Source organism: Acinetobacter sp. YH12117 (genome assembly GCF_013418865.1).
Lineage (GTDB): Bacteria > Pseudomonadota > Gammaproteobacteria > Pseudomonadales > Moraxellaceae > Acinetobacter > Acinetobacter indicus.
The window spans coordinates 47820-68193 of record NZ_VPBF01000010.1 but is presented as its reverse complement, the minus strand read 5'-3'; the positions used below and the strand labels follow the sequence as shown (position 1 = coordinate 68193).

Here is a 20374-nt window from a genome sequence, read left to right as displayed (position 1 = left end):
ATTTTTAAATTATTATACAAATGCATTTCGTATAATCGCCATTATGTTAAATGGGAGGGAGGAGATTAAGCTAAAATTAGGGTTTTAATTTAGAGAAAGTAATGTCACAGATAAAAATTTATGCTTTAGATGAAACTATAGAATTACATCGTGATAATTTAAGTAAAGCTATCCATCAGGCTTTAGTTAAAGAATTAAAATACCCTGAAGAAAAAAGGTTTCAACGTTTTATTCCACTACAATCCAAAAATTTTATATATCCAGCAGACCGCAGTACATCTTATATAATTATTGAAATTTCCATGTTCGATGGACGAACAAAAGAGACTAAAAAAGCATTTATTAAGACTCTATTCGAAAATATAAACAATCTATGTGGTATTGATTTAAATGATGTTGAGATAACTATATTTGAAACCCCTAAAGAAAACTGGGGCATTAGAGGGGAAAATGCGGATGAACTACAGTTAAATTATAAGGTAAATGTTTAAATTTCCTAAAATTAACATAATACACGTTATACGAAATACTATTTTTTATTCCATATAAATCATAGTCTTATTGTATGGTGAAAAGCTCAGGTACGGATACTTGGGCTTTTTTAATAATTTATCATGTTTCACGCTTATTATTTAATCACTGTTCCACGCTTTTAATGTGGCAAACTGAACAAAAGCATCTTACTTGCCCAAAATCATCTGTAACACAAACTTGGAACCAATAAAGCCAAGCGCCAGCAAGAAGAAGCCAATAATGGTAAAGCGAATGGCTTTCTGGCCACGCCAGCCAAATTTATAACGGCCCAACAGCAGCGCGCCATAGATAAACCAGGAAATAATACTAAAGGCAGTCTTATGCGCTAAGTGCTGGGCAAAGAAGTTATCAATGGTTAGGAAACCAAAACCCAATGCCAGCGTCAGCAGGATAAAGCCGGCAATCAGCATATCAAACAGCAGCTCTTCCATGGCCTGAAACGGTGGCAGCAAATTCACCCAAATCCGGCGTTTCTGTTTGTTTTTCAGCTCCCGGTTCTGAAACCAGAGCAAGACCGCATGAATGGTGGCCATCAGCAAGACCGCATAGGCCGATAACGACAGCAGGATATGAATATCCAGACCTAAAGAATTGTTTTCGACAAACAGGTTTAAACCGCTAAAGGAATGCCCCAGAATCAGGCCGGTTGCGGCCACTGGAATCCCAATCAGGTTTAGCGCAATCACCGGCCGGTAAGTACTAAACAGCACACTTAATAACAGCATTAAGCCTGAGGTAAAGGACATCAGGTTAAACACGTTATAGTTAATGCCCATCGGCAGCAGCATGTCGTTATACAGCACAGCGGCGTGCAAACATAAACCCAAGCCCAGCACAATACCAATAAACCAATGGTTTGGAGCACGCTTGGACATTAAATGCATAAATAAATACCAGAACGAAGTGGTATAAGCGATTAATGCCAGAATCGTGTAAACCAAGGGGAGACTGCTCATGTCAAACCTTTTTCAGGATGATGAATATTCATTTATATAAATTCGATGCGAACTACAGTATCCTATAGCATCTTATGCATAAATTTTCTATTTTAAGAAACATTTTTTTGCTGATGGCTATTTTAAGCGGATTTTGCAATGTTTGATACCTTAACAGAACGACTCACGCAGAGTTTAAGAAATGTTACTGGCTCAGGGCAGCTAACCGAAGACAATATTAAAGATACGTTACGTGAAGTACGTATGGCACTTCTTGAAGCCGATGTGGCGTTACCTGTAACTCGTGAATTCATCGCGAAAGTTAAGGAAGAGGCATTAGGTCAGGAAGTGATGACACAGTTATCACCGGGTCAGGCATTCGTTAAAATCGTTTATGACGAATTAACCAAAATGATGGGCGAGGCCAACGAGAGCCTTGACCTTGCAGCAAAACCACCAGTGGTGGTGCTTCTGGCCGGTTTGCAGGGTGCGGGTAAAACCACCACGGCAGCCAAGCTGGCACGTTTCTTACAGGAACGTCAAAAGAAAAAAGTGGCGATGGTGTCTGCCGACGTTTATCGTCCAGCGGCAATTAAACAGCTGCAAACAGTGGCCGGGGATGTCGGTGCGATTTTCCTGGAATCGAATGCCAATGAACGCCCGATTGATATTGCCAATCGTGCCATTGAGCAGGCAAAAATCCAGTTTGCCGATGTGTTAATTGTCGATACCGCCGGTCGTCTGCATGTCGATGATGACATGATGGACGAAATTAAAGCGCTGCATGCAGCGATTAACCCGACTGAAACCCTGTTCGTGGTTGATGCCATGACCGGTCAGGATGCGGCCAATACTGCCAAAGCCTTTAATGATGCCTTGCCATTAACCGGTGTCATTCTCACCAAAACGGATGGTGATGCGCGTGGTGGTGCGGCGCTGTCGGTGCGTGCCATTACTGGCAAGCCAATCAAATTCCTGGGGATGGGTGAAAAACTCGATGCCCTCGAGCCATTCCATCCGGAACGTGTGGCACAGCGTATTCTGGGCATGGGTGATGTGCTTTCTCTGGTCGAAGAAGTTGAACGCAAAATCGACAAAGAAAAAGCCGAAAAAATGGCGAAAAAACTGCAAAAAGGCGGCAGCTTCAACTTTGAAGACATGCTGATGCAGTTTGAGCAAATGAATAAAATGGGCGGTATGATGGGCTTCCTGGACAAGCTGCCGGGCATGAGTAACTCTGGTATTCAGGATGCGATTGCACAGGCAAACCCAGAGAAGCAGGTGAAAAAGATGGAGGCCATCATCCAGTCGATGACCGTCAAAGAACGCCGTAATCCGGACCTGATGAACCCAAGCCGTAAAAAACGTATTGCGGCCGGTTGTGGTATGGATGTGTCTGAAGTCAATAAACTGATTAAACAGCATGCGCAAATGGCCAAAATGATGAAGAAATTTGCCAATCCATCGGGTATGGCAAAAATGATGAAATCATTGGGCAATCTGCAAAAGCAGTTTGGTGGTGGCGGCGGTATGGGCCCGCTGTTCGGTGGTAAAGAACCGAAAAAATAAGGGATTCAAAACAACAAGGCGCCGGGTGCGCCTTTTTGTTGCTCTCCATTTTTAAGCGATTCAAGCGAACGTGCTGCGGTGATCTTTAAGAAAACCCAACAGACGCTTACCCGAAAGCCGCGCTGTTTCGGGCACACTGATGTGCATCAGGAACGAACAGCGAGCACAACAATGGCACAAATTTATGTGGTACATGGTTATACCGCCAGTCCGGATGAAAACTGGTTTCCCTGGATTCAGGAATATGCCGACCAGCAAAAAGCCAGTCTGAAAGTGTTAAGACTCGATCCATCGCCAACGCCAACTCTGGAAGTGTGGAAGCGGCAAATGGATGAGCAGATCGATGAGATTGACGAAAACACCATTTTCATTGCTCATAGTCTGGGCTGTATTGCCACTTTGCACTTTCTGACCAAGAAACTGAAAACCCAGAAAATTAAACAGGTGGTGCTGGTGGCCGGCTTTAATGGCCGTTTGGGCCGGCTGGACGAGGTCAATCCTTTTATTGATGCCTGTAAAATTGATTTTGACTTGCTAAAACGCCAGATTGCGCATCGGGTGGTGATTTACTCAGCTGGCGATGACCGGGTACTGCCAAAATTCAGTCTGGAACAGGCACGTAGCCTGGATGCCAAAGCCATTGAGGCACAGCATCAGGGACATTTTATTGACTCTCAAGGCTGTACCGAACTGGTGGAAGTCTGGCAGGCAATTCTGCCTCATATTATTGTGGAATAAGCGGTGTAGACTCGTTTGCTGTGGAGTAATGCTGGATATAGCGCTGCAAACCTTTCAGCAATAAGTCCTGTTCGACTAAGGGCTGGTAATGCTGCAGGAATTTGGCAAACAGCGGCGCATCCCCCCCAGTCAGCACCAGTTGCCGCGGGGATTGCTGCATGACATATTCAATACTGCTGAGCAGCCCCAGTAAAATGCCATGATGCACAGCATCCAAGGTATTGGTGCCGGGGCTTAGGTCATCAAAGGCCGCTTCTGGAATCCGGATGCCTTTGGTGTGCTGGATTAAAGAATCACGCTGCAAATATAGGTTGGGCAGAATATAACCTCCCAGATGCTGATGGCCTTGAGTCAGATCAATGGTCAGCGCGGTGCCGCAGCTAATCACACATAAATCTTTGTCGGCTTCAGCCACGGCCAGCACCTGCAACCAGCGGTCAATCCCCAGCTGCTGAATATCATAGCCGCAGCTCAGACCGGCATATTCGGCCTGTACCCGCGCAAAAATCACCGGAATATTCAGGAATTTTAAAATCTGCTGAATCCGTTCATTGTTTTTCTGGTCCTGTACCGAAGATACCCCGACATGGGTCAGGTTCAGGCTTTTAAAATGCTGGATCAGGCCCAGCAGTAAATCGGCCGGAGATTGCAGATGCAGTTCAGCGGCATGTTCTACAATCTGCTGATGTTCGGTAATCCAGTATTTGAGCCGGGTATTGCCAATATCTAACCATAAATTTTTCATGTGCTGCGCTCACTGTCCCGACATTTGCGGGCGTAAACGGCCCTGATAAAACACTTCAACGCCAGAGGCGGTTTCAATCTGAATCGCACCATCATCCTGAATGCCTAAAAACAGCCCCTGGGCCACTCCGCCATGATGTTCAAATTCTACCGGCTGTTGCTGAAAAGCGGCATGATGATTAAAACGTGAAGCCAGTTGATAGCTGTTATGGTTAAACCATTCTTGTGCCTGCTGAATGGCCAGATACAGCTCGGCAATCAGCTGAATTCGGGAAATATCATTTAGGCCCAATTTGGCCAGGGAAGTGGCGTGCTGACCAATCTGCTCGGCCGGAATTGGCGCCAGATTAATCCCCACCCCGACAATGACCTGCTGGGTCGACAGGGGCTCAATCAGAATACCGCCCCATTTGCCTTGCGGGCTATATAAATCATTCGGCCACTTCACCTGCAGGTTCAGCTGGCGCAGGCTTGGCATCTGCAAAATATTTAAGGCAATTTCCAGGGCTAAACGGCCATCTACGGGTGTTCGTAAATTTAGCAATGTGCTTAAATAGACGTTTCCTTCTGGGGACACCCATTGCCGTTGGCGTTGTCCTCTGCCTTGTGTTTGTCGGGCGCTACAGACCAGAACGCTCTGTATTCCTTTTTGAGCAATCTCGCGTACATCATCATTGGTTGATGTAGTCACAGGTTTTAAAATGAGGACTTCAGGAAGCTGTCCGGCTTCGCTGAGCTGTTGTTGTAACTGTCGAGTCTCTACATCCATATGAATCTGAGAATAGTGGAATATAATTTATGGAGTTAATCATATATTTACTGATTGGCGCAATTGCCGGATTTGCTGCAGGTCTGTTCGGGGTGGGCGGTGGCTTAATTATTGTGCCAATTTTGTACATTGTATTTACCCAGCTGAATTATGATCCTAGCGTGATTATGCATATGGCGGTCGGGACTTCACTGGCGACCATTATCGTAACTTCCATCAGTTCGGTCACGGCGCACCATAAAAAAGGTGCGGTGATGTGGAATGTGTTTCGCAATTTGGCGCCCGGCCTAATTCTGGGTGCATTTTTTGGCGCCGGGATTGCCGATTTAATGTCGGGGCAGGGCTTGCAGCTGGTAATTGGTTTCTTTGCGGTGTGGGTGGCCTATCGCATGTTCCGTGGTTCAAATACCCCGGTTGATCCTTCACGTCAGTTGCCTTCAACCGGTGCGCAAATGCTGGCTGGCGGCGGAATTGGGATTGCCTCGGCCATTTTCGGGATTGGCGGCGGTAGCTTAACCGTACCGTTCCTGAACCGTTGTGGTGTGGTGATGCAAAAAGCAGTTGCCACTTCGGCGGCCTGCGGTTTGCCGATTGCTATTGCTGGTGCATTAGGTTTTGTCTGGTTTGGCCAGCAGTCTGAGGTGAGCGTGCCGAATACCTGGGGCTATGTACATTTATATGCCTTTATTGGCATTAGCGTGATGAGCTTTATGACCGCCAAGCTTGGCGCAAAAGTTGCACATATTTTGTCACCGGCCATGCTAAAAAAATGTTTTTCAGGTTTGTTGACCACCGTCGGTCTGTATTTTATTTACCAAGGCTTTAGCGCTTATTTTTAAGCGCCCGAGAGTGTGGTTAAAAATTGGCTATAGCGACAGAAAATTGTCGGACAATGTCATGGAAATTTGGTCGCTAAGCCAGTAAAAAAGACAATAAGAAAGACCCGCTGCAACTGCGCGCATGGTATAAAAATAACACAGGAACAGTATGCAACAACAAGAAACAGACAGTTTATCTGAACAGATTGCAAAACATATCGGCGAGCAGATTATTAGTGGCGAGCTGGTAGAGGGCGAGCGCATTCAGGAACTGCGTATTGCCAAAGAGCTGGATGTCAGTCGCGGTTCGGTGCGTGAGGCACTGCTGCTGTTGGAACGTACCCATCTGATTGAAATTTTTCCGCGGCGCGGCGCGATTGTATCGGAAATGTCGGCCCAGCAGGTGCGCGCCCTGTTTGATACCTGCAGTCTGCTGCTGGGGCAGATTGTACAGCGCATTGCGGAAACCTGGCGTCATCATGAAATTGAACAGCTGCAAAAGCTGATGGAGCAGATTGAGGCCGAATACCGGCAGGGTCATACCGAAAAATTTTATGACCTAATTTTCCAAACCCTGGCCCAGCAGCAGGATATGGTGGCCAATCTGTACCTGATGAAATTCTATCAAGAGTTGCTGCCGTCGTTACGGCGCAGCTATTTTTTAACCCTGAATACGTCACGTCGGGAGTTACAGGAATCGTTTGATCTATTTAAACTGGTAATTGATGCAATTTTAATCCGAAAATCACAACAAGCCTCTTTATTTATGGATGATTTTTGTCGACACTTGCGCAATCTGGTGTTGGAATCTCTGACCCGTATGAAACAAATTGAACTGGCCTGGGCACGCCGCTCACGCCGTTGATCGGGACATTATGCGTTTAAGCAGCTTAAAACTTTCCGGCTTTAAATCTTTTGCCGATAGTACCACCTTACATTTTAAAGCCAACCGGACGGCCGTGGTCGGCCCCAATGGCTGTGGCAAGTCCAATGTGATTGATGCCATTCGCTGGGTCATGGGTGAATCCAGCGCGCGTCAGCTGCGTGGCGGCAGCATGCAGGATGTAATTTTTACCGGGACCGCCAAGCGTAAACCGGTGGGCATGGCCAGTGTCGAACTGCGCTTTGACAATACCTATGGCAAGCTGGGTGGCGCGTATAACGCCTATACCGAACTGGCGGTGCGACGTCAGGTTAACCGCGATGGCAAGTCAGAATATTTTTTAAATGGCACCAAATGCCGGCGCCGTGATATTACCGATATTTTCCTCGGCACCGGTTTAGGGCCGCGCTCCTATGCCATTATCGAACAGGGCATGATTAACCGTCTGGTCGATGCCAAACCGGAAGAAATGCGGGTATTTATTGAAGAAGCGGCCGGGGTATCGCGTTATCAGGCCCGTCGCCGTGAAACTATGCTGCATCTGGATCATACCAGCCAGAATTTATCGCGGCTGGAAGATATTGCCAGTGAACTGAAAGGCCAGCTCAAAACTCTAAAACGCCAGTCGGAAACTGCGCTGCAGTACAAGACTTTAGAAAGCCAGATTCGCAGCATCAAAATTGAAATTTTATCGTTCCAGTGCGAGCAGAGCAGCCGTTTGCAGCAGGAATATACTGTGCAGATGACCGAACTGGGCGAACAGTTCAAGCTGACCCGTTCCGAACTGAGCACGCTGGAACATGATTTGGGCAATACCAGTGAGCTGTTCCAGCGTCTGATTCAGCAATCGACACCATTACAGAATGAATGGCAGCAGGCTGAAAAGAAACTGGCTGAGCTGAAAATGACTCTGGAGCAGAAACAGTCGCTGGTCCAGCAAAACAGCAGTACGCTGGCTCAGTTGCAGGAACAGAAAGCCCAGACCAAAGAACGTCTGCAGCTGATTGATCTGCAGCTAGAAACAGTACTCAGCCAGCAGGAACAGTATACCGAGCAGCTGCAACAGGCAGAGCAAAGCACGCAAGAGCAGGCACAGGCTGTGCAGCAGCTCAAAGCCCAGCAGCAACAGGTGCAGCAGCAGTTTGAGCAGATTAAGGTGCAGGTGGAAAAACAGCAGCAGCAAAAACTGCAAATGCTGGCCCAGAGCGAACAGTTGCTAAAAAATATCAGCCGGATTGAACAGCAAAAATACACCTTGCAGCAGCAGAGCAGCTCGCTGCAAAGTCAGGCCCAGCACGATGAAGTCGAGCAGCTGAACCAGGACAAAGCCCAGTTAAGCCAGCAGCTGGCCGAGCTGGAGCAGCAGATTCAGGTGCAACAACAGCAGTTGCAACAGGCGCACAGCCTGCTGAATCAGCATAAAAATAGCAGTACTGAGCTGAAATCGGAAATTCAGGTGCTCCAGGCCGAGCAGAAAAACCTGAATCAGCTACTGATTAAAAACAGCCCCAAACAGCAGTTACAGCACACCGCCTTAATGCAGGTGCTAACCCTGAACGATGCTGCCAAACCGCATGCGGCATTAATTGAGAAGTTTCTGGCCAAATGGCTGAATGCGCAAATGCTTGATGCAGATGACAACTTTCAGGACAGTCTGGCACGCCAGTTAAAACCTGCTGCCCAGCACGCACCGATTCAGCTGGCAAATTTAAGCTGTCTGGCGGACTGGATTGAATCGCCATCTTCTTCTTTATGGCAACAGGTGGCACTGGCTGATGATTTAGCGCAGGCGCTGCAATTACAGCCAAAGTTACAGGCTGGGCAGAGCATTCTAACCCTAGATGGCTATCAGGTCGGGCCGGACTGGGTAATTGGTTTACTGTTTGATGAAGCCTCACTATCGGCGCAGGGGGCTTTAAGCCATCGCATCCGTCTGGAAGAAATTGATGGGCTACTGAGTCAGAAACAGGCCGAGTTGCAACAGGCCGAACAGGACTTTAACATCAGCCAACAGCAGTGCCAGCAGCTGCAGCAACAGCTTCATGAACAACAGGCGCAGCTGAAACAGCAGCAGCAGGCATTGCAGGCACTGGATCTGCAGATTGCCAAAATCCAGAGCGCCGCGCAGGCCTTTGCCGTGCAGAAGCAGCAATTACAGCATCAGCTGCAGCAACTGGAGGAGCAGCTGGAAGAAGATGCCATGCAAAAAGATGATCTGGAAATTGATCTGCATGCGCTGAGTCTCAAGCTGGAACAGGCGCTGCCAAACTATAAAACCCTGCAATTCCAGCTGGAAGAATTAACGGCACAGCTGGAGCAGGCGCAGCAGCTATATCAGCAACAGCAGCAGGAACTGGAACTGTTAAGACGCCAGTCAGTACAAGCCACACAGCAGTTGGAACTGCTGGAAAAAGATGGTGGTTTTTTAAAGACCCAGCATCAGCAGATTGCAGCACAAATGGAGCAGGCGAAAAAGTTTGTCGATCCGGTGCAGCTGGAATTGCCGGCACTAGCCAGCCAGTTTGCCGAGCAGCAGCAGCAGACGGAAAAACTGCAACAGACCTGGAATGAATGGCAGCTGGAACTGAACCAGATTCAGAGCAAACAGCAGCAGCTGACCGAGCAGCGCCATCAACAGCAGCAGCAGGATGAAAAACTGCGTAGCCAGCTGGAAGAAAAACGTCTGGCTTGGCAAGCGGCCAAATCTGACTTGCAGCATTATTCCGAACAGCTGAAAGCCTTAAACAGCGAGCTGATTCCGGGGCTGAACATTGATGTAACGGCCCATCAGCAGCAGCTGGAAAAAGCCCAGGCGCAGTTTGATAAATTGGGTGCGGTGAATCTGGCGGCTTCAGAAGAATATGAAGAAGTTTCAGCCCGTTATGCCGAACTAAGCCATCAGATTGAAGATCTGGAAAAAACCGTGGCCCAGTTACAGGCGGCCATGAAAAGTATTGATCAGGAAACGCGCAAGCTGTTTATGACCACCTTTGACCAGATTAATACCGAACTGCAGGCGCTGTTTCCCAAAGTGTTTAATGGTGGTGAAGCCAGTTTAAGTCTTGAAGATGACTGGCAATCGGGTGTAAAACTAATGGCAAGACCACCGGGTAAACGCAACAGCTCACTGGCGCTGTTGTCGGGTGGAGAAAAAGCACTGACCGCACTGGCACTGGTCTTTGCCATTTTCCGTTTAAATCCGGCACCGTTTTGTGTGCTGGATGAAGTCGATGCACCGCTGGATGATGCCAATGTCGGACGTTTCTGTAACCTGGTCCAGGAACTGTCCGAACAGGTGCAATTTATATATATCACACATAACAAGCTGGCAATGACGATGGCAACCGATTTATTAGGTGTTACTATGCCTGAACCGGGAACATCAAAATTAGTCAGCGTAAATCTAGAAGATGCTACAGAATACGGTCTAGTCGCGGAGGCATAACATGGAAATCACCACAATCATTGGGATTATTATCGCGCTCATTATTATGGGTTTCGGTTTAAGAATGATCCTGAAAAAACCGGCCGATGCAGCACCTTCGCTGGACTCCGAGCTGCAGGTCAATGCCGATAGCCAGCAGCCGATCATTCCGCGTCATGTCCGTCATCAGTTGCAGACTGAACCGGCCCAGCGCGTAGAACCGACTTTGGGCGATGCTGATCTTGCTGCCGCCGAGCCAAACAGCAAAATTGAGCCACAGGCCATGACTGAAACGCAGCTGACTGAGCCGAGCGAAACAGCGCAGGTGAAAACCGAAGCACAGGCCGCGACATCTGTAGATGCTGAACCTGCAGCCAAGACTGAGGTAGAAGCAAAGGCAGAAAATCTGGCAGAACAGGCCTCAACCGAAACTGCCCAAACTGAATCCGCTGCAGCTGCCGCGACTGCTGTAGCCCATGCTGCTGAATCTGCACCAGAATCAGCATTGACTGAACAGACTCAAGCTGGGGTAGATACCGAAAAAACGGAAACTGTGCCAGCTGAATTTAGCCTCAACAGCCAGATTGAAAAAGCCGATATTCGTGAATTTGAAGAAGAAAGCAGTATTCTGGATGCGCATCTGCATGAACAGCAACTGGTAGATGATGAAAGCGCTTTGGCCACTGCAGAATCATTTATTGCCCTGAATATTTTCCCGGAACGCCGGATTTTATCAGGGGAGAAAACCCTGAAAGTGCTGCTTAAATATGGTCTGCGCTTTGGTGAAATGTCCTGCTTCCACCGTTATAACGAAGATGGTTCCAAACTGCTGTTCTCAGTGCTGCAAATTACCGACAACGGCGCCGACGGTTTTGATCTGGAAACCCTGTCGAATGAACAGGTCAAAGGTCTGGCCTTTTTCTTGGCCCTGCCACATAGCGATGTGCAAAATGCCTTTGATACCATGATCAGCATTTCCGGTCTGATTGCCCGTGAAATTGATGGCACCGTGTATGACCAGAACCATCTGGAATTAACCCCGCAATTACGCGAACACTGGCGTCATCAGGCGATTGATTATCGCGCAGGTCAGGCTTCGCTGGCATAACTGAATTGAAACCACAGCCTCCGGTTTCTATAATACGGCCAAGCGACAAAATTTTTTAAGGGCGGGATCACCGCCCTTTTTTATGGTGAACATATGACTCAACATGCAGATGTGGTGGCGCAAATGCGCCAATTGATCCAGATTTTAGCCCAGCATAATCATGCCTATTATGTCTTGGATCAGCCCGTTATTGCAGACAGTGAATATGATCAGCTGTTTCATCAACTTAAAGCCTTAGAACAACAATATCCCGATCTGATTCAGGCCGATACCCCAACCAATAAAGTTGGCGGACAGCCCTTAAGCAAATTTGAAAGCGTCACCCATGCGGTACCAATGCTGTCATTAGGTAACGTGTTTAACCAGGATGAACTGTTTGCCTTTGCCCGCCGCGCCGAAGAGCGTTTACCCAACCAGACCATTCAATATGATGTCGAGCTGAAATTTGATGGGCTGGCGATTTCCTTGTGGTATGCCAATGGCGTGCTGGTGCGCGGCGTGACCCGCGGCGATGGCGAAACCGGTGAAGATATTACTCACAATGTTAAAACCATTCGCAACCTGCCGAAAATCTTATCTTCAGCGGAGTACAGCATTCCGGAGTTTCTGGAAGTGCGCGGTGAAGTGCTGATGCCCAAATCGGGTTTTGAAAAACTCAATGCCGCTAATCTGGCCAAAGGCGAAAAGACCTTTGCCAATCCGCGTAATGCTGCGGCCGGCAGCTTGCGCCAGCTGGATCCGAAAATTGCGGCCTCACGTCCACTGGCGTTTTATGCCTATGGCATTGCCCAGTGCGTGCCGCATCATGGCCTGAACACCATGTCCGAAAGCCTGGACTGGTTACATCAGCTTGGTTTTGCTGTGGGTGAGCGTCATTTTGTTTGTGACAGCATTCAGGCCGTGCAAGAAGTCTATGAGCAGATCAATCAGGAACGCTCGCAGCTGAGTGTTGAAATTGACGGCATGGTAATTAAAGTCAATGACCTGAAACAGCAGCAGCAGCTTGGCTTTTTAAGCCGCGAACCGCGCTGGGCCACTGCTTATAAATTCCCGGCAGTCGCCGCGCTGACTACAGTTGAAAATATTCACTGGCAGGTAGGCCGTACCGGTACTTTGACCCCGGTGGCGCGCCTGAATCCGGTGGCAGTGGGTGGGGTGACAGTGTCTAATGTCACCTTGCACAATATTGGTGAAATCCATCGTCTAGATGTGCGGATTGGCGATACGGTCAGTGTCTATCGCAGCGGCGATGTGATTCCGAAAGTTGAAAAAGTCTGGCCGGAATTTCGTCCGGCGGAGGCTGAAACCGTACAGCTACCTGCCTGCTGTCCGGTGTGTGATTCGCCGGTGGTGATGCCGGAAGGCGAAGCGTTGGCACGCTGTTCCGGTGGCCTGTACTGTGCAGCGCAGCGGATTGAGGCCATCCGTCACTTTGTTTCGCGTAAGGCCATGGATATTGAAGGTCTGGGTGATCGTTGGGTGGAATCATTACTGCATCTGAATCTGCTCAAAGATGTTTCGGACATTTACCATCTGCATGAACATCGTGAGGCCTTGCTCAAGATTGAAAAGATGGGCGAGAAGTCGGTACAAAACCTGCTCGATGCAATTGAACGCAGTAAAAAAACCACGCTGGGTGCCTTTATTTATGCCTTGGGGATTCGAGGTGTCGGCGAAACCACCGCGCGGATGCTGGCCAATACCTTCCAGACGCTGGATGCCTTACGTGTTGCCAATCTGGAGGCGCTCAAGAAAACCCCGGATGTCGGCGATATTACCGCAGAATGGATTCTGGACTTTTTCCAGGCACCGCATAACCTGGAAGTGCTGGACCGTTTACTGGCGGCCGGTATTCACTGGGATGCACCGCTGGCGCCGACCCGTCAGCCGTTAAATGGTGAAAGCTGGGTCATTACCGGTACTTTAAGCAAAATGGGCCGTGATGAAGCCACTCAAATGCTACAGGCGCTCGGCGCCCGGGTAAGTGGCAGTGTCTCCAGTAAAACCAAGTGTCTGGTGGCGGGTGAAAAAGCCGGTTCCAAACTGGAGAAGGCGGAGAAACTTGGTATTCCGGTCATGAATGAAGATCAGTTTCTGAGCCTGATGGCTGAATATGGCCAGACCCAGGGCTAACAGAACAGCAGGCAACCGCTCTCTAGATTGAGTGGTTGCTGCCTGAATCTGGTGATAGGTCAAAACAGAGAAAGCACAGCAGTAAAATCGTAAAAACCGCAGAAATAAGAACCGTTTTTGATAGTTACAAAATTCTAAATTTGCCGCTTTGTGTGTTTGGGCTGATGAAAAGTGAGACAAATGTGCGCAAGCAATTCTTTTTTATGTGGAAAAGTTTGAATCCAGAACTGTAAATGCACATGCTTCTCATTTTAATTATATAAAAATCATATATTTACACAAATTATCTTTTGCAACTTGGCTTGGCTTTCGCCATAATGAGCGTATTCGTAAGGGAGTAATGAAAATGCGTGGCAATCCAGAAGTCGTAGACTATTTAAATATGTTGATCGGTGGCGAACTGGCTGCTCGTGATCAATACCTGATTCACTCGCGTATGTATGAAGATTGGGGCCTGAGCAAGATTTATGAACGCATCGACCATGAGATGCAGGAAGAATCACAACATGCCGATGCCTTGATTCGCCGGGTTCTGTTCCTTGAAGGCACTCCGAATATGCAACGTGATGATATTGACGTCGGTACCGACGTACTATCCTGCTTAAAAGCCGATTTAAAGCTAGAATATGAGGTACGTGAAAAACTGGCCCAAGGTGTTAAGCTGGCAGAAGACAAGGGCGATTACATCACCCGTGACATGCTGCGTCAGCAAATGTCAGATACCGAAGAAGACCATACTTACTGGCTGGAAAAACAGTTGCGTTTAATTGAACTCATTGGTTTGCAGAACTACATTCAATCGCAAATGTAAGCCCAACCCAACATTGACCCGGCACTGGCCGGGTTTTTTATGGTCGAGATTTGGCGATTTTGATGCAGTGCAGGCGTCGCTATTTTTACTATACTGCGACTAGATGGAAACAAGGACAGCACAATGCAGCAGCGTATACTTTTGATCACCGGATGGGGCGGAGGAACCGGCCTGTTACAGCCTGTACAACATAGCCTAATGCAACACGGCATTCAGGTCGATGTCCTGAACATTTTTAATGCGGCGGATCCGGTACAGTTCCAGCAGCAGCTGGAACGGGCCAAAGGCTATAGCGTGCTGATGGGCTGGTCTCTGGGTGGGCAGCTGGCAACCTTACTGGCCGATGCACTGGCGCAATCCGGACAGGCGCCGCAAGCGCTCATTACTTTGGCTTCGAATCCGTGTTTTGTTGCGCAAGACGCGTGGCCCCACGGGATGGTTCCCGAGACTTTTCAGCAGTTTAAACAGGGCTTTGCCAAAGATGCGGCCGCGACCTTAAAACGTTTTGGTTATCTGGTCTGTCAGGGTAGTGCCCAGAGCCGGCAGGATTTACAGAAATTACAAAGTTTAATCCAGCCGCAATCTCTAACCTTGTTAAAACAGGGATTAGCTTTGCTGGAACAGCTTAATCTGGTGACCATCTTAAAAAATTATCCGGCTCCACAATATCATTTGCTGGCACATGAAGATCAGCTGGTTCCTTGCCAAGTTGCAGAAGATTTACAGGATTTAGCTGCAACAAATCTTCAGGTGGAAGTGATTTCTGGCTCGCATGGCATCCCGTTGTTTGAAACAGATGTGGTTACACAGAAAATTATTGACTATTTAAAGCAACTCTCCTGACCCTTCAGCGGAAATGATAATTCCCGCAATTTCTTTTTCTGTGTGGCGGGAGTAAGATCGAGCTCATGCATATTTTAAACCAGACAGGGAGTCCGGGATGACCGATTTATTTGACCAGCAACATCTTTGGCATCCTTATACTTCCATGACCCAGCCGCTGCCGACCTTCAAGGTAAAGCGGGCTTATGGTGCGACCATTGAACTCGCAGATGGCCGCTGTCTGATTGATGGCATGTCATCGTGGTGGTGTGCTATTCATGGCTATAACCATCCTGAACTGAATCAGGCTGTGACCGACCAGTTACAGCAGATGTCACATATCATGTTTGGCGGTCTGACCCATGATCCGGCCATTGAGCTGGGCAAATTACTGCTGCAAATTACTCCACCGAGTCTGGATAAGATTTTCTATGCCGATTCCGGTTCAGTGGCGGTTGAAGTCGCGTTAAAAATGGCGGTGCAGTACTGGACTGCGCAAGGCCAGCCACAAAAAACCAATTTTATTACTCCACGTTCCGGCTACCATGGCGATACCTGGAATGCGATGTCGGTCTGCGATCCGGTCACTGGCATGCATCAGATTTTTGGTTCAAGTCTGCCGAATCGCTTATTTGTACAGGCACCACAAACCCGCTTTGATGAAGACTGGAACCCGGACGATATGGCCGATCTGGAACAGGCTTTGGCCCAGCATCAGCATACACTGGCCGCACTGATTCTAGAGCCGATTGTACAGGGCGCGGGCGGTATGCGCTTTTATCATCCTGAATATTTGCGTCAGGCCAAGCGTTTATGCGAGCAGTATGGTCTGCTGCTGATTTTTGATGAAATTGCCACCGGCTTTGGTCGTACCGGCAAGTTATTTGCCTGGGAACATGCCGGAGTCGAGCCGGATATCATGTGTATTGGCAAAGGACTGACGGGTGGTTATATGACCCTGTCGGCAACTTTAACCAGCAAGCAGGTGGCAGACACCATCAGTCAGGGGGAAGCTGGCGTGTTTATGCATGGCCCGACTTTTATGGCCAATCCGCTGGCTTGTGCGGTGGCACTGAAAAGTACTCAAGTCTTGCTGGCACAGGACTGGCAGGCCAAGATTCAGCAGATTGAACAGCAATTGAAACAGGCTTTAACGCCACTGGCTCAGCTGAGCCATGTACAGGATGTGCGGGTGCTGGGCGCAATTGGGGTGGTTGAACTGACTACGCCAGTCGATATGCAAAGCCTGCAGCAGCAGTTTGTACAGCGGGGCATTTGGGTGAGGCCATTTGGCAAACTGGTTTATGTGATGCCGCCGTATGTGATTTCAGCAGATGAACTGCACTACTTGCTGACCCAGTTGACCGAGGTGGTTCGCCAGATGCAGGAGAATGCCGCATGAGTTTGCTCGACCATTATGCCCAGCAGCTGGAACAGTTAAAACGCACTGCCAATTTGCGCCAGTTTCAGTCCAATCTGCAACATGGCCGCACGATTCAGATTCACGGGCAGCGCATGCTGAATCTGTCCAGTAATGATTATCTGGGGCTGGCCAGCGATGTCAGCTTGCGTGAAGAATTTTTTGACTTAACCCCCGCAGCCGAGCGCCGTATGAGCGCCTCATCGTCGCGTTTGCTGACCGGGAACTTCCGGGAATATGAGCAGCTGGAAACGAGTCTGAGTCAGGCCTTTGGCCGTGCCGCCTTGCTGTTTAACAGTGGCTACCATATGAATATCGGGATTTTACCGGCACTGGCCGACAGTAAAACCCTGATTCTGGCCGACAAGCTGGTCCATGCCAGCATGATTGATGGCATCCGTTTATCTTCTGCCAAGGCGGTGCGTTACCGGCATAATGATCTGGCACATCTGGCCCGGCTGCTGGAACAGTATCATGATGATGCACAGATTGAACGGATTATAGTCGTGACCGAATCCATTTTTAGTATGGATGGTGATGAAACCGATCTGGCGGCGCTGGTGCAGTTAAAGCAGCGTTATCCGAAAGTGATGCTGTATGTTGATGAAGCACATGCCATTGGCGTACGTGGAGAGCAGGGACTGGGCTGTGCAGAGCAGTATGCAGTGCTGGAACAGATTGATTTTTTGGTGGGGACCTTTGGTAAGGCCTTGGCCTCGGTCGGTGGCTATCTGATCAGCCATCCGCTAATCCGTGACTATTTAATTAACCACATGCGCCCGCTGATTTTCAGTACCGCGCAGCCGCCGCTGAATATGGCCTGGACCCGGTTTATGTTCCAGAAGATGTTGCAGATGCAAGCCCAGCGCCAGCATTTACAGCAGATCAGCCAGGAATTAAAAGTGCAGGTTGAAGCCAAAGGCTATGCCTGTCCATCGACCTCGCAGATTGTGCCGGTAATTCTGGGCGAATCGGAAAAAGCCGTACAAAAGGCACAGCAGCTACAGCAGGCCGGGTTTTATATCATGCCGGTACGTCCGCCGACCGTACCGCAAAACAGTTCACGGCTGCGGATTTGCCTGACCGCGCAGATTCAGTCCAGTGAGCTGGCGCAATGCGTGGCGCTGTTATGATGGACAAGTCAGCGATGTCTGTAAATAAATCACAAGTGGCACGGCGTTTTGCCCAGGCGCATCACAGCTATTTGCAGCATGCGGTGATTCAGCAGCAGATTTGCCAGCAACTGGTTCGGCTGATGCAGTCGCATTTGCCGAGTCGAAAACTGGGACGGGTGTTTGAAATTGGCTGTGGTACGGGGGCTTTAACCCGTGCGCTGGAGCAGCACTTTCAGGTGCAGCAGTTGCTGCTTAATGATCTGTATCCGGAAGTCCAGCAGCAACCGTTTTCTACCTCCCGAACCGAATGGTGGATTGGCGATGCCGAGCAGATCGCTTTTCCAGAACAGCTGGATGTGCTGATCTCGAGTTCAGCCTTGCAATGGATGCAGAATCTGCAGCAGCTGTTTGCCAAAATGGCGCATGCCTTAAAGCCTTCGGGCTATTTGTGTTTTTCCAGTTTTGGTCCGGACAATCTCAAGGAAATTAAAGCCCTGACCGGGCAGGGGCTGGATTATTTCAGCCTGCCGGAACTGCGCTGCTGTCTGGAGTCACAAGGCTTCGAAATTGTGTATTTGTCTGAAACCGTCAAAACCCTGGCTTTTGAACATCCTCGCCAGGTGTTGCAGCATTTAAAAGCCACCGGGGTCACGGGTACCGCTTCCGGGCACCGCTGGACCAAACACAGTTTGCAGCAGTTTTATCAGGCCTATCGGCAGTTTTCCCGGCTGAATGTGGCCGGCCAGCAGGAATATTTACTCAGTTATCATCCGATTTATTGTATTGCACGGAGCACAGGCTAATGGCACAGATCTATTTTGTCAGTGGAATTGATACTGGAATTGGCAAAACCTATACCACCGGTTATCTGGCCAAGGCATGGAATGCTGAAGGGCAGCGAACCATTACCCAAAAGCTGATTCAGACTGGCAATACTGATATTTCGGAAGATATCCAGCAGCATCGGGAGATGATGGGCTGTGGCTGGTTGCCTGAAGATGACAGCAAACTGACCATGCCCGAAATTTTCACTTATCCGGCATCGCCGCATCTGGCCACCAAAATTGATGGCCGTGAGATTGATTTCAATAACATCCGCCAGGCGACAGAGCAACTGGCAGCGCGTTTTGATGTGGTACTACTGGAAGGCGCTGGTGGCCTGATGGTGCCGCTCACCACGGAAATGTTAACGATTGATTATATTGCCGAGCAGCAGTATCCGGTGATTCTGGTCAGTTCAGGACGTCTGGGTAGCATTAACCATACCTTATTAAGTCTGGAAGCGTTGATGGCGCGAGGGCTGTCGCTGTATGCGCTGGCCTATAACCTGAAAGATGAATCACAAGATCCGCTGATTTCTAAAGATACCGCTGAGTATTTAAAAACCTATTTGGCTCGGCATTTTCCAGAGGCAAAATGGATTGAGATTCCAGTTTTGGATTAAAACTGTGATAAAAAAAGCCACTCAATTGAGTGGCTTTTTGCTAGGCAGCTTAAAACTTTCTAAAGCTTTTGTTGCCAAATGGTTTGCGTGGCGCATGTTCATCACGCTCTTGACGGCCAAAGCTGTTGCCATTTGGGTTATCACGGCGGGCAAAGTGTGTGCCATTCTGGTTTTCACGACGTTCACGATTGCCAAAGTTATCATCACGCGGGCCGCGGGTCGAAGACGTTGGCGCTGCTTCATTGTCACGGCGCTGCTGACGCAAGAAACCACCGCGACGTGCTGCCATCGGTTTTTCCTGCATACGTTCATTACGGCGTTTGGCCATACCGTACAGACCGGTTCCCTGACGTGGTTTTAGCTCAACCGCTTTGGTCAGGTTGTCAATGTCGTTCTTGTCCAGTTCCATCCAGCGGCCGGTACGCAGTTCACGTGGCAGAATCACGGTGCCATAACGGGTACGTAGCAGGCGGCTAACTTTTAAGCCCTGAGATTCGAAAATACGACGTACTTCGCGGTTACGACCTTCTTTTACCACCACCTGATACCAGCGGTTGATGCCATCACCACCAATTTCAGAGAAGGATTCAAACTTGGCCGGGCCATCATCCAGTACCACGCCACGCAGCATGTTATTACGGATTTGTGGCGTGACTTCACCCATCACACGGACCGCATATTCACGCTCAATTTCATTGGATGGATGCATCAGGCGGTTGGCCAGTTCGCCATCATTGGTGAACAGTAACAGACCGGTCGAGTTGATATCCAGACGGCCGACCATGACCCAGCGATCATTGGCGATTGATGGTAAATGATCAAACACAGTCGGGCGTTGTTCCGGATCGTTACGTGAACAGATTTCACCTTCCGGTTTGTAGTAAATCAGCACACGGCGACGGATTTCATCTTCAATCTGGAAGCTGACTTTACGACCATCGATACGAAGCTCATCGCCTGGTTCAATACGCTCACCCACCTGGGCCACTTGGCCATTGACACTTACACGACCAGCGGCAATGACTTCTTCCATATAACGGCGAGAACCCAAACCAACGCGTGCCAGTACCTTTTGCAATTTTTCACTCATGACAGCATAACCTTAGA

General features: G+C 48.9%; 18 protein-coding genes. 14 read left to right on the top strand and 4 right to left on the bottom strand.

The genetic code is table 11. The annotated features are described in order from the left end of the window. Positions 1 to 101 precede the first annotated feature (101 nt). Positions 102 to 491, top strand: coding sequence for a tautomerase family protein (locus FTU55_RS05680; RefSeq protein WP_180046436.1), 390 nt, complete (start codon positions 102 to 104; stop codon positions 489 to 491). Positions 492 to 680: 189 nt separating this feature from the next. Here FTU55_RS05680 and FTU55_RS05675 read toward each other — a convergent pair whose 3' ends face one another. Continuing rightward, entirely contained in the window at positions 681 to 1490 is an 810-nt protein-coding gene (locus FTU55_RS05675) for an inner membrane protein YpjD (protein ID WP_016659852.1), read from the bottom strand. Positions 1491 to 1628: 138 nt separating this feature from the next. On the opposite strand from FTU55_RS05675, the gene ffh reads away from it, so the two are divergent. Continuing rightward, positions 1629 to 3038, top strand: a complete 1410-nt coding sequence (gene ffh, locus FTU55_RS05670; RefSeq protein ID WP_005175901.1) for a signal recognition particle protein — start codon at positions 1629 to 1631, stop codon at positions 3036 to 3038. Positions 3039 to 3209: 171 nt separating this feature from the next. Then, complete coding sequence (locus FTU55_RS05665) at positions 3210 to 3776, top strand: alpha/beta hydrolase (RefSeq protein WP_005175903.1); 567 nt, start codon at positions 3210 to 3212, stop codon at positions 3774 to 3776. Here FTU55_RS05665 and FTU55_RS05660 read toward each other — a convergent pair. Both FTU55_RS05660 and FTU55_RS05655 read right to left on the bottom strand, forming a co-directional pair. Beyond that, complete coding sequence (locus FTU55_RS05660) at positions 3763 to 4521, bottom strand: type III pantothenate kinase (RefSeq protein ID WP_016659855.1); 759 nt, start codon at positions 4519 to 4521, stop codon at positions 3763 to 3765. The two genes, FTU55_RS05665 and FTU55_RS05660, sit on opposite strands and share 14 nt — an antisense overlap. 9 nt (positions 4522 to 4530) lie before the next feature. Then, entirely contained in the window at positions 4531 to 5289 is a 759-nt protein-coding gene (locus FTU55_RS05655; RefSeq protein WP_180046434.1) for a biotin--[acetyl-CoA-carboxylase] ligase, read from the bottom strand. Between the two features lie 29 nt (positions 5290 to 5318). On the opposite strand from FTU55_RS05655, the gene FTU55_RS05650 reads away from it, so the two are divergent. The 11 genes from FTU55_RS05650 (at position 5319) to bioD (ending at position 19267) form a co-directional block, all read left to right on the top strand. Then, on the top strand, positions 5319 to 6128 hold the full coding sequence (locus FTU55_RS05650) for a sulfite exporter TauE/SafE family protein (protein WP_005175920.1): 810 nt from the start codon (positions 5319 to 5321) through the stop codon (positions 6126 to 6128). Between the two features lie 148 nt (positions 6129 to 6276). Beyond that, a complete protein-coding gene (locus FTU55_RS05645) occupies positions 6277 to 6972 on the top strand; it encodes a GntR family transcriptional regulator (RefSeq protein WP_005175922.1) in 696 nt (231 codons plus the stop codon). A 10-nt stretch (positions 6973 to 6982) separates the two neighbouring features. Beyond that, on the top strand, positions 6983 to 10435 hold the full coding sequence (gene smc / locus FTU55_RS05640; RefSeq protein ID WP_180046449.1) for a chromosome segregation protein SMC: 3453 nt from the start codon (positions 6983 to 6985) through the stop codon (positions 10433 to 10435). Between the two features lies 1 nt (position 10436). Next, on the top strand, positions 10437 to 11522 hold the full coding sequence (locus FTU55_RS05635; RefSeq protein ID WP_160243492.1) for a cell division protein ZipA C-terminal FtsZ-binding domain-containing protein: 1086 nt from the start codon (positions 10437 to 10439) through the stop codon (positions 11520 to 11522). Between the two features lie 93 nt (positions 11523 to 11615). Continuing rightward, positions 11616 to 13655 carry an NAD-dependent DNA ligase LigA gene (ligA, locus tag FTU55_RS05630; protein ID WP_104495122.1) on the top strand — a complete coding sequence of 680 codons (2040 nt, stop codon included), beginning with the start codon at positions 11616 to 11618 and terminating at the stop codon, positions 13653 to 13655. Positions 13656 to 14001: 346 nt separating this feature from the next. Next, a complete protein-coding gene (gene bfr, locus FTU55_RS05625) occupies positions 14002 to 14466 on the top strand; it encodes a bacterioferritin (protein ID WP_005175934.1) in 465 nt (154 codons plus the stop codon). A gap of 123 nt (positions 14467 to 14589) precedes the next feature. Further along, positions 14590 to 15309 (top strand): alpha/beta fold hydrolase, encoded by a 720-nt coding sequence (locus FTU55_RS05620; protein WP_180046432.1) that lies wholly within the window; start codon positions 14590 to 14592, stop codon positions 15307 to 15309. 97 nt (positions 15310 to 15406) lie between these two features. Next, on the top strand, positions 15407 to 16690 hold the full coding sequence (gene bioA, locus FTU55_RS05615) for an adenosylmethionine--8-amino-7-oxononanoate transaminase (protein ID WP_180046430.1): 1284 nt from the start codon (positions 15407 to 15409) through the stop codon (positions 16688 to 16690). Continuing rightward, complete coding sequence (locus FTU55_RS05610) at positions 16687 to 17841, top strand: 8-amino-7-oxononanoate synthase (protein WP_180046429.1); 1155 nt, start codon at positions 16687 to 16689, stop codon at positions 17839 to 17841. Before bioA ends, FTU55_RS05610 begins: the two co-directional genes overlap by 4 nt. Continuing rightward, a complete protein-coding gene (gene bioC / locus FTU55_RS05605; protein ID WP_257222835.1) occupies positions 17823 to 18626 on the top strand; it encodes a malonyl-ACP O-methyltransferase BioC in 804 nt (267 codons plus the stop codon). Before FTU55_RS05610 ends, bioC begins: the two co-directional genes overlap by 19 nt. Next, positions 18626 to 19267, top strand: coding sequence for a dethiobiotin synthase (bioD, locus tag FTU55_RS05600; RefSeq protein WP_168407302.1), 642 nt, complete (start codon positions 18626 to 18628; stop codon positions 19265 to 19267). Before bioC ends, bioD begins: the two co-directional genes overlap by 1 nt. A gap of 49 nt (positions 19268 to 19316) precedes the next feature. On the opposite strand, the gene rluB is transcribed toward bioD, so the two are convergent. After that, on the bottom strand, positions 19317 to 20357 hold the full coding sequence (gene rluB / locus FTU55_RS05595; RefSeq protein WP_005175954.1) for a 23S rRNA pseudouridine(2605) synthase RluB: 1041 nt from the start codon (positions 20355 to 20357) through the stop codon (positions 19317 to 19319). Positions 20358 to 20374: the final 17 nt, after the last annotated feature.

Bases quoted from the DNA above. Each gene is read 5' to 3' on its own strand.
- bfr (WP_005175934.1), top strand. From the start codon at position 14,002: ATGCGTGGCAATCCAGAAGTCGTAGACTATTTAAATATGTTGATCGGT.
- FTU55_RS05650 (WP_005175920.1), top strand. From the start codon at position 5,319: ATGGAGTTAATCATATATTTACTGATTGGCGCAATTGCCGGATTTGCT.
- rluB (WP_005175954.1), bottom strand. From the start codon at position 20,357: ATGAGTGAAAAATTGCAAAAGGTACTGGCACGCGTTGGTTTGGGTTCT.
- FTU55_RS05675 (WP_016659852.1), bottom strand. From the start codon at position 1,490: ATGAGCAGTCTCCCCTTGGTTTACACGATTCTGGCATTAATCGCTTAT.
- ligA (WP_104495122.1), top strand. From the start codon at position 11,616: ATGACTCAACATGCAGATGTGGTGGCGCAAATGCGCCAATTGATCCAG.
- FTU55_RS05665 (WP_005175903.1), top strand. From the start codon at position 3,210: ATGGCACAAATTTATGTGGTACATGGTTATACCGCCAGTCCGGATGAA.
- bioD (WP_168407302.1), top strand. From the start codon at position 18,626: ATGGCACAGATCTATTTTGTCAGTGGAATTGATACTGGAATTGGCAAA.
- FTU55_RS05635 (WP_160243492.1), top strand. From the start codon at position 10,437: ATGGAAATCACCACAATCATTGGGATTATTATCGCGCTCATTATTATG.
- smc (WP_180046449.1), top strand. From the start codon at position 6,983: ATGCGTTTAAGCAGCTTAAAACTTTCCGGCTTTAAATCTTTTGCCGAT.
- bioC (WP_257222835.1), top strand. From the start codon at position 17,823: ATGCGTGGCGCTGTTATGATGGACAAGTCAGCGATGTCTGTAAATAAA.
- FTU55_RS05655 (WP_180046434.1), bottom strand. From the start codon at position 5,289: ATGGATGTAGAGACTCGACAGTTACAACAACAGCTCAGCGAAGCCGGA.
- FTU55_RS05660 (WP_016659855.1), bottom strand. From the start codon at position 4,521: ATGAAAAATTTATGGTTAGATATTGGCAATACCCGGCTCAAATACTGG.
- FTU55_RS05620 (WP_180046432.1), top strand. From the start codon at position 14,590: ATGCAGCAGCGTATACTTTTGATCACCGGATGGGGCGGAGGAACCGGC.
- FTU55_RS05680 (WP_180046436.1), top strand. From the start codon at position 102: ATGTCACAGATAAAAATTTATGCTTTAGATGAAACTATAGAATTACAT.
- ffh (WP_005175901.1), top strand. From the start codon at position 1,629: ATGTTTGATACCTTAACAGAACGACTCACGCAGAGTTTAAGAAATGTT.
- FTU55_RS05645 (WP_005175922.1), top strand. From the start codon at position 6,277: ATGCAACAACAAGAAACAGACAGTTTATCTGAACAGATTGCAAAACAT.
- bioA (WP_180046430.1), top strand. From the start codon at position 15,407: ATGACCGATTTATTTGACCAGCAACATCTTTGGCATCCTTATACTTCC.
- FTU55_RS05610 (WP_180046429.1), top strand. From the start codon at position 16,687: ATGAGTTTGCTCGACCATTATGCCCAGCAGCTGGAACAGTTAAAACGC.